General features: G+C 28.8%; 16 protein-coding genes. 15 read left to right on the forward strand and 1 reads right to left on the reverse strand.

What is annotated here, in order from left to right; translation table 11 throughout:
- From dnaA to CD56_RS00070, 13 genes are all read left to right on the forward strand, one after another.
- Complete coding sequence (gene dnaA, locus CD56_RS00005) at nucleotides 1-1,329, forward strand: chromosomal replication initiator protein DnaA (RefSeq protein WP_047207819.1); 1,329 nt, start codon at nucleotides 1-3, stop codon at nucleotides 1,327-1,329.
- Between the two features lie 133 nt (nucleotides 1,330-1,462).
- Nucleotides 1,463-2,530, forward strand: a complete 1,068-nt coding sequence (dnaN, locus tag CD56_RS00015) for a DNA polymerase III subunit beta (protein WP_047207821.1) — start codon at nucleotides 1,463-1,465, stop codon at nucleotides 2,528-2,530.
- A gap of 9 nt (nucleotides 2,531-2,539) precedes the next feature.
- Complete coding sequence (gyrB, locus tag CD56_RS00020; RefSeq protein WP_047207822.1) at nucleotides 2,540-4,858, forward strand: DNA topoisomerase (ATP-hydrolyzing) subunit B; 2,319 nt, start codon at nucleotides 2,540-2,542, stop codon at nucleotides 4,856-4,858.
- 7 nt (nucleotides 4,859-4,865) lie between these two features.
- On the forward strand, nucleotides 4,866-5,393 hold the full coding sequence (locus CD56_RS00025; RefSeq protein WP_047207823.1) for a zeta toxin family protein: 528 nt from the start codon (nucleotides 4,866-4,868) through the stop codon (nucleotides 5,391-5,393).
- Nucleotides 5,394-5,440: 47 nt separating this feature from the next.
- Nucleotides 5,441-6,112, forward strand: a complete 672-nt coding sequence (gene ureB, locus CD56_RS00030) for an urease subunit beta (protein WP_039617037.1) — start codon at nucleotides 5,441-5,443, stop codon at nucleotides 6,110-6,112.
- On the forward strand, nucleotides 6,109-7,806 hold the full coding sequence (gene ureC, locus CD56_RS00035) for an urease subunit alpha (RefSeq protein WP_047207824.1): 1,698 nt from the start codon (nucleotides 6,109-6,111) through the stop codon (nucleotides 7,804-7,806). The genes ureB and ureC overlap by 4 nt, the downstream gene beginning before the upstream one ends.
- On the forward strand, nucleotides 7,806-8,273 hold the full coding sequence (locus tag CD56_RS00040) for an urease accessory protein UreE (protein WP_047207825.1): 468 nt from the start codon (nucleotides 7,806-7,808) through the stop codon (nucleotides 8,271-8,273). Before ureC ends, CD56_RS00040 begins: the two co-directional genes overlap by 1 nt.
- 2 nt (nucleotides 8,274-8,275) lie before the next feature.
- On the forward strand, nucleotides 8,276-8,944 hold the full coding sequence (locus CD56_RS00045; protein ID WP_047207826.1) for an urease accessory protein UreF: 669 nt from the start codon (nucleotides 8,276-8,278) through the stop codon (nucleotides 8,942-8,944).
- A gap of 10 nt (nucleotides 8,945-8,954) precedes the next feature.
- Nucleotides 8,955-9,554: an urease accessory protein UreG gene (gene ureG / locus CD56_RS00050; RefSeq protein WP_039617044.1), complete on the forward strand. Its 600-nt coding sequence runs from the start codon at nucleotides 8,955-8,957 to the stop codon at nucleotides 9,552-9,554.
- 1 nt (nucleotide 9,555) lies between these two features.
- Nucleotides 9,556-10,308, forward strand: coding sequence for an urease accessory protein UreD (locus CD56_RS00055; protein ID WP_047207827.1), 753 nt, complete (start codon nucleotides 9,556-9,558; stop codon nucleotides 10,306-10,308).
- A gap of 46 nt (nucleotides 10,309-10,354) precedes the next feature.
- Nucleotides 10,355-10,741, forward strand: a complete 387-nt coding sequence (gene queF / locus CD56_RS00060; protein ID WP_039617048.1) for a preQ(1) synthase — start codon at nucleotides 10,355-10,357, stop codon at nucleotides 10,739-10,741.
- Nucleotides 10,742-10,795: 54 nt separating this feature from the next.
- Nucleotides 10,796-11,440 carry an outer membrane beta-barrel protein gene (locus tag CD56_RS00065; protein ID WP_047207828.1) on the forward strand — a complete coding sequence of 215 codons (645 nt, stop codon included), beginning with the start codon at nucleotides 10,796-10,798 and terminating at the stop codon, nucleotides 11,438-11,440.
- A 9-nt stretch (nucleotides 11,441-11,449) separates the two neighbouring features.
- Entirely contained in the window at nucleotides 11,450-11,659 is a 210-nt protein-coding gene (locus CD56_RS00070) for an alkylphosphonate utilization protein (RefSeq protein WP_039617052.1), read from the forward strand.
- Nucleotides 11,660-11,672: 13 nt separating this feature from the next.
- On the opposite strand, the gene thyX is transcribed toward CD56_RS00070, so the two are convergent.
- Entirely contained in the window at nucleotides 11,673-12,305 is a 633-nt protein-coding gene (gene thyX, locus CD56_RS00075) for an FAD-dependent thymidylate synthase (protein ID WP_039617054.1), read from the reverse strand.
- 100 nt (nucleotides 12,306-12,405) lie between these two features.
- Here thyX and CD56_RS00080 point away from each other — a divergent pair, with 100 nt between their 5' ends.
- A complete protein-coding gene (locus CD56_RS00080; protein ID WP_039627637.1) occupies nucleotides 12,406-14,043 on the forward strand; it encodes a CTP synthase in 1,638 nt (545 codons plus the stop codon).
- The gene (gene recJ, locus CD56_RS00085; protein ID WP_047207829.1) at nucleotides 14,033-15,604 is read left to right on the forward strand and encodes a single-stranded-DNA-specific exonuclease RecJ; all 1,572 of its coding nucleotides are present in this window, start codon (nucleotides 14,033-14,035) and stop codon (nucleotides 15,602-15,604) included. The genes CD56_RS00080 and recJ overlap by 11 nt, the downstream gene beginning before the upstream one ends.
- The last annotated feature ends 35 nt before the right edge of the window (nucleotides 15,605-15,639 follow it).

The raw sequence follows: 15,639 nt of genomic DNA on the forward strand, positions 1-15,639 counted from the left end.
ATGAATATAAAAGATTTTTTACTTGAGTTTAAAACTGAAATTAGCAATAACGAATACAATACTTACATTTCTCACTTACAATTTAGTGAAAAATTAAGTAAAAATAATATCTTAGTATTTATCGCACCAAATCATTTTTTGGCTAAATTTATACAAACAAAATACGCACAAAAACTAGCTTATTTTTATGAAGTAAAAACAGGAATTAACCCTCAAGTTAAAATCATCACAAATGATCAAAAGGTAGAGAAAAAACATTTTTCTACAGATATTTCACAGATTAAATTTCAAAGTACTATTTTAAATCCTTCTTTTACTTTTGAAAGTTTTGTTGTAGGAGATTCTAATCAATTTGCCTATGCAACCTGCAAAGCCATTACCGATAAAAGCAAACTTGGAAAATTATACAATCCTATCTTTATCTATGGCCCTACAGGACTTGGAAAAACTCACTTGCTTCAAGCTGTCGGAAATGTATGCTTGGATAATGGATATAAAGTTATTTATGCTACAAGTGATAATTTTATCAATGATTTTACCATGCATTTAAATAACAAAACCATGAGTAAATTCCATGAAAAATACAAAAATTGCGATGTTTTACTCATCGATGATGTGCAGTTTTTAGGTAAAACAGATAAAATTCAAGAAGAATTTTTCTTTACTTTTAATGAAATCAAGGAAAAATTTGGACAAATCATCATGACAAGTGACAATCCTCCAAATATGTTAAAAGGTATAACAGAACGCTTAAAAAGCCGTTTTGCAAATGGGATCATTGCAGATATCACTCCACCTCAACTTGATACAAAAATCGCAATTATTAAGAAAAAATGCGAATTTAATGCTATTTATCTCAAACCTGAAGTTATAAGTTACATCGCTACTTCAATGGGAGATAATATCCGAGAAATTGAAGGCATGATTACAAATTTAAATGCGCAAGCAAGGCTTTTTAACCAAGAAATCACTTTAGAAATTGTTAAAAGCTTTATGAAAGATCACATTAAAGAAACAAAAGAAAATATCAGTGTTGAAGATATACTTGCTGATGTTTCAAAAAGCTATAATCTTAAACCTAATGATATAAAATCAAACAAAAAAACACAAAATATCGTTATGGCAAGAAGGGTTGTGATATATTTAGCAAGAGAACTTACAACTATGTCTATGCCTCAACTTGCTAGATTTTTTAATATGAAAGATCATACGGCCATTTCACATAATATTAAAAAAATTCAAGAGCTAATGGGTGAAAATGAAAACTTAAAAGCCATAGTAGAAGAATTAAGAAATAAAATTTTGACAAAAATAAAAAGCACCCTGTGAATAAAAGTGAAAAACAAAAAATTTTATTCTATAAGTAAAATTTCTATAAAAAAAGACTTTTAAAAAGCATTTCACATTTTCACATTGCTTATTATTATGATAAAATAAATTTAAAAAAACAAAGGAAGTAAAAATGAAAATTAGCATTAATAAAAACACTTTAGAATCTGCCATAGTTTTAACTAATTCTTATGTAGATAAAAAAGACTCAAGCAATATCGCTTCTCACTTACTTTTTGAAGTAATTGAAGATAAATTAATCATAAGGGCAAGTGATTATGAAATAGGTATTAATTATAAAATCAAAAAAATCAAAGTTGAAAGTGCAGGTTTTGCAACTGCTAATGCTAAAAGTATTTTAGATATTATAAAAAGTTTAAATAACGAAGATGTAGTCCTAGAAACCATAGAAAATTTCCTTTTTATTAGACAAAAAGGAACTAAATATAAACTTCCTATGTTTAATTATGAAGATTTTCCAAATTTCCCAAGCACTGAAGGAAAAGATAAATTTGATATTGATTCAAGTGATTTGAGTAGATCTTTGAAAAAAATCCTACCTGCAGTTGATACAAATAATCCAAAGTATTCTTTAAATGGTGCTTTACTTGATATAAAAACAACCCACATTAGCTTTGTAGGAACAGATACTAAACGCTTAGCGGTTTTTACACTAAATAAAACAAATGAAAAAGAATTTAACCTTTGTATTCCTAAAAAAGCTATTTTAGAAATGCAAAAAATCTTTTTTGAAAAAATTGAAATTTATTATGATGAAAATATATTGATTGCAAAAAATGATAATTTTGAGTTTTTCACAAAACTTATTAATGATAAATTCCCTGATTATGAAAGAGTAATTCCAAAAAATATCACAAAAGAATTTATTTTTAAAACAGAAGAATTTATGGATGCATTGAAAAAAATCAATGTAATTACTGAAAAAATGAAATTAAATTTCCATAAAGATAAACTTGTGTTTGAAGGTATTAGTTTAGATAATATGGAAGCAAAAACTGAACTTGAAATGGAACTTAATATAGATGAGGAATTTAATCTTTGTATAAAAAATAAATTCATCACTGACTTTTTAAATTCTATTGAAAGTGAAACATTCAAACTTAGCATAAATGAACCTCATATGGCATTTTTAGTTTCAAGTGAAGAATTACAAACTGTAATTATGCCAGTTATTTTATAAGGAAAATAAATGCAAGAAAATCAAAATTACGGCGCAGGAAATATTAAAGTTTTAAAAGGCTTAGAAGCTGTTAGAAAACGCCCTGGTATGTACATAGGTGATACCAATATAGGCGGTCTTCATCATATGATTTATGAAGTAGTAGATAATTCTATCGATGAAGCTATGGCAGGTTTTTGTGACACGATTAATGTAGAAATTACCACAGAAGGTTCTTGTATAGTAAGTGATAATGGTAGAGGAATTCCTGTAGGAATTCACCCTACTGAAAATATTCCAACTTTAACTGTAGTTTTAACCGTACTTCATGCAGGTGGAAAATTTGATAAAGATACTTATAAAGTTTCAGGTGGTTTACACGGGGTTGGTGTGAGCGTTGTAAATGCTTTATCAAAAAAATTAGTTGCTACAGTGCATAGAGATGGAGAAATTTATCGCCAAGAATTTTCAGAAGGTAAAGTCACAAGTAATTTTGAAACCATAGGTAAAAGTAAAAAAACAGGAACAATCATAGAATTTTGGCCAGATGATCAAATTTTTGAAGTGACTGATTTTGATTATGAAATTTTAGCTAAAAGATTTCGTGAACTTGCATATTTAAATCCAAAAATTACTATAAATTTTAAAGATAACCGCGTAGGAAAAGCAGAAAGTTTTCATTTTGAAGGTGGTATAAGTCAGTTTATTACAGATTTAAATAAAAAACAAGCTTTAACTAAGGCAATATTTTTCAATGTAGATGAAGAAGATGTAAATGTTGAAGTAGCATTGCTTTATAATGATAGTTATAGTGAAAATTTACTTTCTTTTGTAAATAATATCAAAACTCCAGATGGTGGAACACACGAAGCAGGTTTTAGAATGGGCTTAACTCGTGTTATTAGTAATTACATTGAAGCAAATGCTAGTGCTAGAGAGAAAGATTCTAAAATCACAGGTGATGATGTAAGAGAAGGTTTGATAGCAGTTGTAAGTGTAAAAGTACCTGAGCCACAATTTGAAGGACAAACTAAAGGAAAATTAGGTTCAAGTTATGTTAGACCTATAGTTTCTAAGGCTTCTTTTGAGTATTTGACAAAATATTTTGAAGAAAATCCTATCGAAGCAAAAGCTATCATGAATAAAGCCTTAATGGCAGCTCGTGGTAGAGAAGCAGCTAAAAAAGCTAGAGAGCTAACAAGAAAAAAAGAAAGTTCAAGTGTAGGAACTTTGCCAGGAAAATTAGCTGATTGTCAAAGTAAAGATCCAAGTGAAAGTGAAATTTACTTAGTTGAGGGTGATAGTGCGGGAGGTTCTGCAAAACAAGGTAGAGAAAGAACTTTCCAAGCGATTTTACCTTTAAGAGGTAAAATACTCAATGTTGAAAAAGCAAGACTAGATAAAATTTTAAAAAGTGAACAAATTCAAAATATGATCACAGCTTTTGGTTGTGGGATCGGTGATGAGTTTGATATAGAAAAACTAAGATATCATAAAATCATTATCATGACCGATGCTGATGTGGATGGTTCTCACATACAAACTTTGCTTTTGACATTTTTCTTCCGCTTTATGAATGATCTTGTAACAAATGGACATATTTATTTAGCTCAACCACCTTTATATCGCTATAAAAAAGGACAGAAAAAAGAAATTTATCTAAAAGATGAAAAAGCTTTAAATGATTATTTGATCGAAACAGGTATAGAGAGTTCTACTTATGAGGGCATAGGATTAAATGATTTAAAAGATTTTCTAAAAATCGTTGCAGCTTATAGAAGTGTTTTAAAAGAATTAGAAAAAAGATTTAATGTAATTTCAGTGATTAGGTATTTGATAGAAAATCCTGATTTGATAAAAGCTTCTAATGAAGAATTATTTAAAGTTATAAAAGAATTTTTAGAAAAACAAAGTCACAATATCTTAAATTCATACATCAATGAAAATGAAATTCGTGTTTATGTGCAAACTGAAAATGGTTTAGAAGAGCTTATCATCAATGATGATTTATTTGCTAATCCTTTATATGAAGAGGCAAATTATATTTATCAAAAAATCAAAGATAGAGATTTAAAATTTGATAAAGATATTTTAGAAATTTTAGATGAAGTTGAAAAAAATGCTAAAAAAGGTGCTTATATACAACGCTATAAAGGTCTTGGTGAGATGAATCCTGAACAACTTTGGGAAACAACTATGGATCCAAGTAATCGTCGTTTATTAAAAATCACCATAGAAGATGCTCAAAGAGCAAACGATACTTTCAACCTTTTCATGGGTGATGATGTAGAACCACGCCGTGAGTATATACAAGCTCATGCTAAAGATGTTAAACATTTGGATGTTTAATCTTTAAATGATTTTTTTAATTGGAGGGCAAGGTCATAGTGGAAAGACCTTGCTTGCTCAAAAACTTCTTGAAAAATTTTCTTATCCTTATTTGAGTTTAGATCATCTAAAAATGGGTTTGATTAAAGGAATGAAAGATTTTCCTTTTAAAGTAGATGAGGATGAAAAAATAGCTGAGTTTTTATTTCCTATTGTAGATGGTATAATTCAAACTTGTATAGAAAATAAACAAAATTTAATTATTGAAGGAATTTATCTTACTCCAAAAAAGCTACAAAAATTTCAAAATCATTCTGATGTTAAAATACTTTATATCATTTTTTCAAAAGAATATATTTTACAAAATTATGAATTAATCTATCAAAATGAAAATGCTATAGAAAAGCGTTTATTTAGCGAAAAAGAAGAAATAAACACTCTTATTTTAGATCATCAAAAACTTAAAACTCAATGTGAAAATTTAAATCTTCCTTTTATAGAAATTCAAAAAGACTATGAAACTGAATTAAAAAATGCAATAGAATTTTTTGCCTAAAAGCAAGTAAATAGTTATATAATATCTAAAAAATTATAAGGATTAAAATGCATTTTACTCAGCAGCAATTGCAACGATTAATGCTTCATTATGCAGGGAAAATCGCTAAAGATAGAAAAGAGCAAAAAATAAAATTAAATTACAATGAAGCTTTAGCTTATATATGTTATGAATTAATGGAACTTGCAAGAAAAAATTTAAGTGTAAGTGAATTGATGAGCATAGGAAAAACTTTACTTACAAGTGAAGATGTGATAGATGGTGTTGCAAGTATGCTTGATGAAATTCAAATAGAACTTCCTTTTGAAGATGGTACAAAATTAGTTACTATACACGAACCTATAGCAAATGATGATAAAATAAAAGCTGGAGAGATATTTTTATCATCAGAATTTATTGTGCTGAATGAAAATAAAACTTCTATAGAAATCAAAGTAAGCAATAAAGGTGATCGTCCTATACAAGTTGGCTCACATTTTCATTTCTTTGAGGTTAATCGCTTTTTGTCTTTTGATAGAGAAAAAGCTTATGGTAAAAGGTTAAATATCGCTTCAGGAACAAGTGTGAGATTTGAACCAGGTGAAGAAAAAACAGTAAGTTTAATAGAATTTGGTGGTTTAAAAAAGGTTTTAGGTTTTAATAATCTTTGTGATGATTTTATCAATGATGAAAATAAAACTAAAGCTTTATCAAAAGCAAAAGAGAAAGGATTTCTTTGATTAAGATTAGCAAAAAAGACTATGTGAATATGTATGGTCCAACAACTAATGATAGAGTAAGATTAGCAGATACAGATTTAATTTTAAGAGTAGAAAAAGATTATACTTTATATGGTGAAGAAGTTAAATTTGGTGGTGGTAAAAATATCAGAGATGGTATGGCTCAAAGTGTGAGTGAGGGAGACTTTCCGGATTTAGTTTTAACTAATGCTTTGATTGTTGATTATACCGGTATTTATAAAGCAGATATTGGGATAAAAAATGGCTATATAGTAGGCATAGGAAAAGCAGGTAATCCTGATATACAAGATGGAGTTGATCCTAGCTTAATTATAGGCACAAGTACAGATATTATTGGTGCAGAAGGTTTAATAGTAACTGCAGGTGGTATTGATACTCATATACATTTTATTTCTCCAACTCAAATTGAATGTGCTTTATATAGTGGTGTTACTACTATGATAGGAGGTGGCATAGGACCAAGTGAGGGAACAAATGCTACAACTTGTACAAGTGGGGCTTATCATATACATTCTATGTTAAAAGCTACGCAAAATTACCCTATGAATTTTGGCTTTTTAGGTAAAGGAAATTCAAGCAATAAAAATGCTTTAAAAGAACAAATTATAGCTGGTGCATGTGGCTTAAAAATTCATGAAGACTGGGGTGCTACTTCTAGTGTGATTGATGCTAGTTTAAATATAGCTGATGAAATGGATATACAAGTAGCTATCCATACAGATACTTTAAATGAAGCAGGTTTTGTAGAAGATACGATTAAAGCTATTAATGGTAGAGTTATCCATACTTTTCACACTGAAGGTGCAGGTGGTGGTCATGCTCCTGATATTATTAAAATGGCAGGTTTTAAAAATGTTTTACCTGCAAGTACTAATCCTACTATGCCTTTTACTAAAAATACCATTGATGAGCATTTAGATATGCTTATGGTTTGTCATCATTTAGATAATAAAATCAAAGAAGATGTTGAATTTGCAGATAGTAGAATTCGTCCTGAAACTATAGCAGCAGAAGATAAACTTCATGATATGGGTGTTTTTAGCATTATGAGTAGTGATTCTCAAGCTATGGGACGCGTAGGTGAGGTGATTTTAAGAACATGGCAAAGTGCTGATAAATGTAAAAAAGAATTTGGTGCCTTGAAAGAAGATAATGATTTAGATGATAATTTCCGTATTAAACGCTATATAGCAAAATACACTATAAATCCTGCTATCGCACATGGGATTGATAGTTATGTTGGTTCTATTGAAGTAGGAAAATTTGCTGATTTAGTGCTTTGGCAACCTAAATTTTTTGGAGTAAAACCAAAGCTTATTTTAAAAGGTGGCTTGATAGTAGGTGCAAAAATAGGCGATGCTAATGCTTCTATCCCAACACCTGAGCCTATTATCTATGAAAAAATGTTTGGAGCAAATTTAAATGAAAATGCTTTGCATTTTGTTTCTAAAGCTTCTTTAGAAGCTAATATGCCTGAAAAATTAAGCTTAAAAAGAAAATGTGTTGCAGTAAAAAATTGTAGAAATATCACTAAAAAAGACTTGAAATTTAATGATAAAGTTCAAGATATAGAAGTAAATCCACAAACTTATGAAGTAAAAATAAATGGTGAGCTTATTAGCTCTAAGAGCGTTGATTCTTTAGCTTTAGCTAGAAAATATTTTATGATTTAATGATTTTACTTCAAAATAAAATAACGCATTATGATTTAAACAAAGAATGCGATTTTTTAGAGCTTAGTTGGTTTGATACTTTTAAAAAGATATTAAGAACAACGACTTTAAAAGGACTAGATGTCGCTATAAAAATGCCTAATAATAAAGGTTTAAATCATAATGATTGTTTATATGATGAGGATTTTTTGATTTTAGTGAAAATCAAACCTGAAAAGGTTTTAAAAATTCACATAGAAAATGAATACAACCTTGCTTTAATAAGTTATCAAGTGGGTAATATGCATTTAAATTTATTTTATAAAGATCATAAACTCATTACTTTAGAGCAAAACTCTATCATAAGGTTTTTAGAAAAATTTAATATAAAATACGAAAAATGTGAGGAAATTTTAGAGCCAAAATATATGCTTGATATGCCAAGTTTTATCCAAGTTGATCCAAATTTTAAACTTATTAAAGAATAAAGATGAATAAATTAAATTTTTTACTTTTACAAATTAGTGATTCTTCTTTTCCTATAGGATCTTTTTCACATTCTTTTGGTTTAGAATCTTATGTGAATTTTGCTTATATAAAAAATATAGAAGATGCTAAAAAAGTTTTAAAAACTCAGCTTTATTCTAATATTTTGTATTTTGAGCTTTTAGCTTTGAAAATAGCTTATGAAAATGCAAATGATGTAAAAAATTTACTAATTTATCAAAGAAAATTTTTATCAAGTATAGTTGCAAAAGAACAAAGTCAAGCTTATGTTTTTTTAGCTAAACGCTTTGTAAAAAATGTCAGTCTTTATGGATTATCAAATCCTTTATTAAATCAATACATTAAAGAAAATCAAACTCCTATTTATCCTTTTGTGTATGCTTTATTTTGTAAAGATAATGAACTTGATTTTATGTATGAAAGTTTTTTGTTTGCTTTAATGAGTAATTTTGTTAATATTCTTGTAAAAATCGTGCCTTTATCACAAAATGAAGGGCAGATTTTACTTTTTCAACTACAGCAAGATTTTCAAAATGTTCTTTCTAAATTACAAAATTTAACTTTAAAAGATTGGTGTGAAAATCACAATATCTTAAATGATTATTTGAGTATAAAACACCAAAATTTAGCATTTAAAATTTATATTTCTTAAAAGGGTTATAATGGTTAAAATAGGCATAGGTGGTCCTGTAGGTAGTGGTAAAACAGCTTTGGTATTAAATTTATGCCAAGCTTTAAAAGATGAACTTTCTTTGGCTGTGATTACAAATGATATTTATACAAATGAAGATGCAAATTTTTTAATCAAACAAGGCGTTCTTGAAAAAGAAAGAATCATTGGAGTACAAACTGGAGGTTGTCCTCATACAGCCATTAGAGAAGATGCTTCTTGTAATCTTGAAGCCGTTGAACTTTTACAAGAGCGTTTTAGTGATTTAGATCTTATTTTTATAGAAAGTGGCGGAGATAATTTATCAATGACTTTTTCACCTGAACTTGTGGATTTTTTTATCTTTGTTATAGATGTTGCTCAAGGAGAAAAAATTCCACGCAAAGGTGGTCCTGCTATTTGTAGATCTGATTTAATGATTATCAATAAAATAGACTTAGCTCCTTATGTGAATGCTTCTTTAAAAATCATGCAAGAAGATACTTTAAAAATGCGTGGAGATAGACCTTTTATCATGAGTAATCTTCAAACTAAAGAAGGTTTAGAAGAAATCATTACTTGGATTAAAAAATACACACTTTTAAAGGATTGATTTGTTTGCTCAAAAGAGTGTTTTTAAACTTACATTAGATACTATCAATGAAAAAACTATCATAAAAAATTCTTTTTTCACTCCTCCTTTTAAGCTTATGAGGAATTTTTATGATAAAAAATTAACTAGTATATATGTTTTAAACTCTAGTGCTGGAATTTTCAAAGAGGATCATTTAAGTTTTGAAATCATATGTAAGAAAAATACAAACACCGCTATACTCACACAAAGTTATGAAAAGGTATATGATACTAAAGATTCTTTTGCGAGTAAAAATATTGATTATACTCTTGAAGAAAATGCAAGCTTTTTTTATATGCCAAAGCCACTTTTGCTTCAAGAAAATGCAAATTTTATACAAAATACAAAGATCAATCTAGCTTCTTTTTCAAGATTAGTTTATGTTGATTTTGTCATTTTTGGTAGAGTGGCTATGGATGAAAAATTTGCTTTTAAAAATTATGAGAGTTTAACTCAAATTTACAGAAATGATACTTTAATTTTAAATGATAAAATTAAAATCAATCCTTCTTATATGAAAGAAAATGAATTTAATTTTTTTGCAAATCATACACATTATTTGAGTATTTATCTTTTTGGATATGATGAGTTTTATGAAGAATTAAAAGCTTCATTTGACGATATAAATCAACTTTTTTATGAGGGTTTGTGTATAAAAATTCTTAGCAATGAAAGTGAAAAATTACTCTTACTTCAAGATAAACTTTTTAAATTTTGTCAAAATAAAATATAAAATATTGTGGTATTATAAAGTTTTAAAAACAAACTAAGGATTATAAATGCGATATGGTGAAAAAGAAATCAAAGAATTTAGTGTAGAAAATATGGAAGTTTGGCCAAATGATGCCAAAAATGATTATGTGATTAAAATTACTTTACCTGAATTTATGTGTTGTTGTCCGCGTAGTGGGTATCCTGATTTTGCTACGATTTACTTAGAATACATTCCAAATAAATTAGTAGTAGAACTTAAAGCAATCAAACTTTATATCAATACCTTTATGTATAGAAATGTTTCACATGAAGCAAGCATTAATGAAATTTATAATACTTTAAAAGAAAAACTTGATCCAAAATGGATAAAAGTAGTAGGTGATTTTAACCCTCGTGGCAATGTACATACTGTGATTGAATGCAGATCTGACTTAGTAGTACCACAAAATTAAGTTTTTATTAAAAATAAAAGGATATATTGAGTCTTATTCTAAAAGGAGGAAAATATGAAATTTAAATTATTTTCTTTAGTTGCAAGTGTTGCTTTGGTTTCAAATTTAGCTTTAGCTGATGAAAATTCAGGTTTGCTTTTAGGTATTGATGCAGGATGGTTTCATACTAAGGTAAAATCTGATCTTGATCATAGTAAAACAAAAAATATTAAATATAATGGTGATTTAGAAGGTGATGTTCCTGTTTTTGGTTTAAGAGTTGGTTATCGTTTTAGTGAAAACCATAGACTTTATGGTGCTTATAATTACTCAAGTGAATTTAGTGATGTAATCAATACTGCAAAGTTTAAAATTGATGGAGAATTTATTACACATAAATTTTTACTTGGTTATGATTTTACTCCAAAAATCTTTGAAAAAACAAGAGTAGTTTTAGGTGTATATGGTGGTTATGCAAGAACGAATATGACTTTAAAAACAAGTATTTTATCATTATCTCAAGACTTTGATGGTTATACATATGGGGCAAAAATCGGTGCTTTATATGAGTTAAATCAAGCAAATGAAATTGAGTTTGGTTTTAAAGCTGAACAAACTCATTATGATACAAGAAATTTCAGCACTGCTAATTCATCAAACTTTTATGATCCTAAACAAACAAATTATGGTTTATATTTAGGATATACTTATAAATTTTAAGGAGAATATATGCCAAAAGATGCAAATGGAACCGAACTTAATGCAGGTGATAGTGTAAGTGTTGTGAAAGATTTAAAGGTTAAAGGTGCAAGCACTACTTTAAAGCGTGGCACGACTATAAAAAATATTAAACTTACAAACAAAGACACTGAAATTGAAGCTAAAGTAGATAAATTTGGTGTGATTGTTTTAAAAACTGAATTTCTTAAAAAAATATAGTAAAAATTCCCAATCAATCTTGGGAATTTTCTTCTTGATAAACACAATGCTTAAAAATAAATTGATGTTCCTCAGGTAAGTTCTCAAATAAAGCATTTGCGAGTTGTCTTATCTCCCAAAGGGCTGATTTTGAGCTTCTTAGAGTGATAAAATTTTGCAAACTTCTTGCATTAATCGTTAAAGTTAATTCTGTTTTATAGCTTTCTGGTAAGCAGTATTTTGCTATGTCTAAACTAATACTATTTTGCAAAATCAAACGCAGATTTTCTAAAGCTTTGATACTTGCATTATCTACTACTTCATTTCCAGTTAATACCAAGTATCTTTTAGCATTTTCAAAGTCATTTTCTTTAAATTCACTTTCATTTCTTAGTTCTTTTAAGGTATATCTTGTGCTTTTTACACTAGGACTAGTGTGGCGGTGTCTTGCAACTTCTTGTAAGCATGCTCTTGAAATACCTTGTATATAAAAAGTATAGTTTAAATGCTCTAAGGTTGAAGCATGTTTGAATTTATTTCCCACTCGATCGATTAATTCTTTATCTTTTTCGCCACCACAATCGCCTTTGTCAAAACTTTGCCAACATGTTCTTGTCGCATGAGAGCATACAGAAAGTGGAGTATGATTTAATAATGTGATTTTCATCAAAAAATTCCTTCAAAAATAATTGAATTTTACACAAATGTTTATAAAAATAAAATTTTTTATTCGTTATAATTTCAAAAAAAGAAATTAAGGTTATTTTATGAAATTAAAACAAACTAAGTATATTTTTGTAACCGGTGGTGTTTTAAGCTCATTAGGAAAAGGTATAGCAGCAGCTTCTATAGCTACGATTTTAAAAAATTCAGGTTTAAAAGTAAGTATTTTAAAAGCAGATCCTTATATCAATGTAGATCCTGGTACGATGAGTCCTTTAGAGCATGGGGAAGTTTTTGTTACAGATGATGGAGCTGAGACAGATTTAGACTTAGGACATTATGAGAGATTTTTAAATGAGAGCTTATCTCAGGATAATAACTTCACAACAGGAAGAGTTTATCAAAGTGTTATAGAAAAAGAAAGAAGAGGAGATTACTTAGGAAAAACCATACAAGTAATCCCTCATATAGTTGATGAGATAAAAGATCGCATTAAAAAAGCCGGAGTTGATAAAGATATTTTAATCGTTGAAATAGGTGGTACAGTAGGAGATATAGAAGGTTTACCATTTTTAGAAGCCATTAGAGCTTTAAAGCTTGAAGTGGGTAAATATAACGCTATTAATATTCACTTAACTTTAGTGCCATTTATTAAAGCAGCAGGAGAACTTAAAACAAAACCAACTCAACATAGCGTGGGAGAATTACGCCGTATAGGTATAAGCCCTGATATGATTATTTGTAGAAGTGAAAAATCTTTAGATAGAGAGTTAAAAGACAAAATCGCAATTTCATGTGGAGTTGAAAAAAACTGCGTTATAGAAAGTGTGGACGCAGCTAGTATTTATCAAATTCCACTAAATTTCTTAAAACAAGATATTTTAAATTCTATTGCAAGTTTATTAGATCTTCAAAATTTAAAGCCAAATATGAACGAATGGGATTCTTTAGTAAAAAGGGTCATCGCTCCAAGTAATGAACTTAGCATTGCTTTTGTAGGAAAATATGTAGATTTAAAAGAAAGTTATAAAAGCTTGACAGAAGCCATTATCCATGCGGGTGCAGCACTTGATGCGAAAGTAAATTTAAAATGGATTGATAGTGAAAAATTAGAAAATGCAAATGTTGAAGAAAGCTTTAAAGATGTAAGTGGGATTTTAGTAGCAGGTGGTTTTGGTTATCGTGGGGTAGAAGGAAAAATCAAAGCAATACAATATGCAAGAGAAAATAAAATTCCATTTTTAGGAATTTGTTTGGGTATGCAGCTTTCTTTAGTGGAATTTGCACGCAATGTTTTAAAACTTGAAGATGCAAATTCTCATGAGTTTAATCCAAATTGTAAAAATCCTATCATCTTTTTGATTGATGAATTTATTGATGCAAGTGGAGAAAAGCAAATTAGAACAAGTAAAACTCCACTTGGTGGAACTATGCGTCTTGGGGCTTATGAGTGTCATATCAAGCCAAATACACTTTTAAGTAAGGTTTATGATAATCAAAAAAGCGTAAAAGAACGTCACCGCCACCGCTATGAAGCTAATCCAAAATACAAAGAAATGTTTGAGAAAAATGGACTTATTATAAGCGGGGAAAATGAAGGTTTGGTTGAGGCTGTGGAGCTTAAAGATCATCCATTTTTCTTAGCAGTGCAGTTTCACCCTGAATTTACTTCACGCTTAGTTAGAGTTAATCCGGCTATTTTTTCTTTTATCAAGGCATCTTTAACAAATCATGCTAAATAAAGCTAAAATAAAAGAAATTTTACACCAGCGTTTTATCAACGATACACATGTAAAGCTTTGTGATTTACCTATGCCATCTTGTTTAAAAGATGTCTATAAGGGTGCTTTGCGTATCAAAGAAGCGATTGAAAAAAATCAAAAGCTTGCTATTGTTGGGGATTATGATGTAGATGGGGTGATTTCTTGTGTGATTTTATCTGAATTTTTTGATGATATCGGATATGATTATGTGGTAAAAATTCCAAATCGTTTTAAAGATGGATATGGTCTAAATGAAGAAATCATCAATGAACTTGATGGGGTAGATTTAATCATCACTGTAGATAATGGCATAGCAGCATTTGATGCAGCAGAGCTTTGTTTACAAAAAGGAATTGATTTAATCATTACCGATCACCATATGCCACCAGCTATTTTACCAAAAGCTTATGCGATCATTAATCCTAAACAACAAGATTGTGAATTTCCTGATATTGAAATTTGTGGAGCTCAAGTGGCTTGGTATTTAGTCGCTGCGATAAAAGAAGTATGTAAGATTAATTATAATATGTGTAAATTTATAGAGCTTTTATCAATTGCAATTATCGCAGATATGATGGAGCTTAGAGACTTAAATAGAGCCTTAGTTAGAAAAGGTATAGAGTGTATTAATGATTCAAAACGTGTAGCATTTAAAGCGATTAAGCAGTATTTTGGTAAGGATAAATTTGAGCTTGATAATATTAGCTTTTTAATCGCACCTTTGATTAATAGTGCAGGTAGAATGGATGATGCGATTATTTCTTATAAATTTTTGCATTCTAAAAATATTGATGAAGTTATGGGGTATTTAGAGCAAATCATTGCTTATAATAATAGCCGTAAAGATGAAGAACGCGAACTTTTTAAGCAGTGTTTAGAACAAGTTGATGAAAATGATCCTGTGATTATTGTCAATGGTCAAAATTGGCATGAGGGTGTTTTGGGTATAGTTGCAAGTCGTTTAGCAAAGCATTTTAACAAACCTGCCTTTGTTTTTTCAGAATGTGAGCAAAAAGCTAAAGCTAGCGTTAGAAGTGTAGGTAGGATAGATATTTTAAATGTTATAGAACAAGCTAAAGAATTTGTTTTAAGCTATGGTGGGCATAAAGGTGCAGCCGGAGTTTTAGTAGAGCTTGAAAAATTTGGTATTTTTAAAAGTAAGCTTTACGAAATTTGTCAAAATATCCCTAAAGATGATTTTTATAATGCTGATGAGGTTTTGGGTAGTATTGACCCAAATGAAGTTGATTTTGAACTTTTAGAGATATTAGAATTTTTTGAACCTTTTGGACATAAAAACCCAAGACCTTATTTTAAATTTGATAAGCTTTTTGTAAAAAATAAAAGAAGATTAGGTAAGGAAGAAAACCATATAAAGCTTATTCTAACACAAGGAAATAAGACTTTAGAAGCTTTATTTTTTAACTTTGACTATGAGCCAGAAATTGGAGAAAATATCAACTTTATAGCTAGTGTTTCCAAAAATAATTTTAGAGGATTAATTACCCCTCAACTTACTATCAAAGAAATTCTTAGATAATTTATTAACTTATTCACATATTTTTTATTTATAAA

This window comes from Campylobacter lari (assembly GCF_001017575.1).
Lineage (GTDB): Bacteria > Campylobacterota > Campylobacteria > Campylobacterales > Campylobacteraceae > Campylobacter_D > Campylobacter_D lari_C.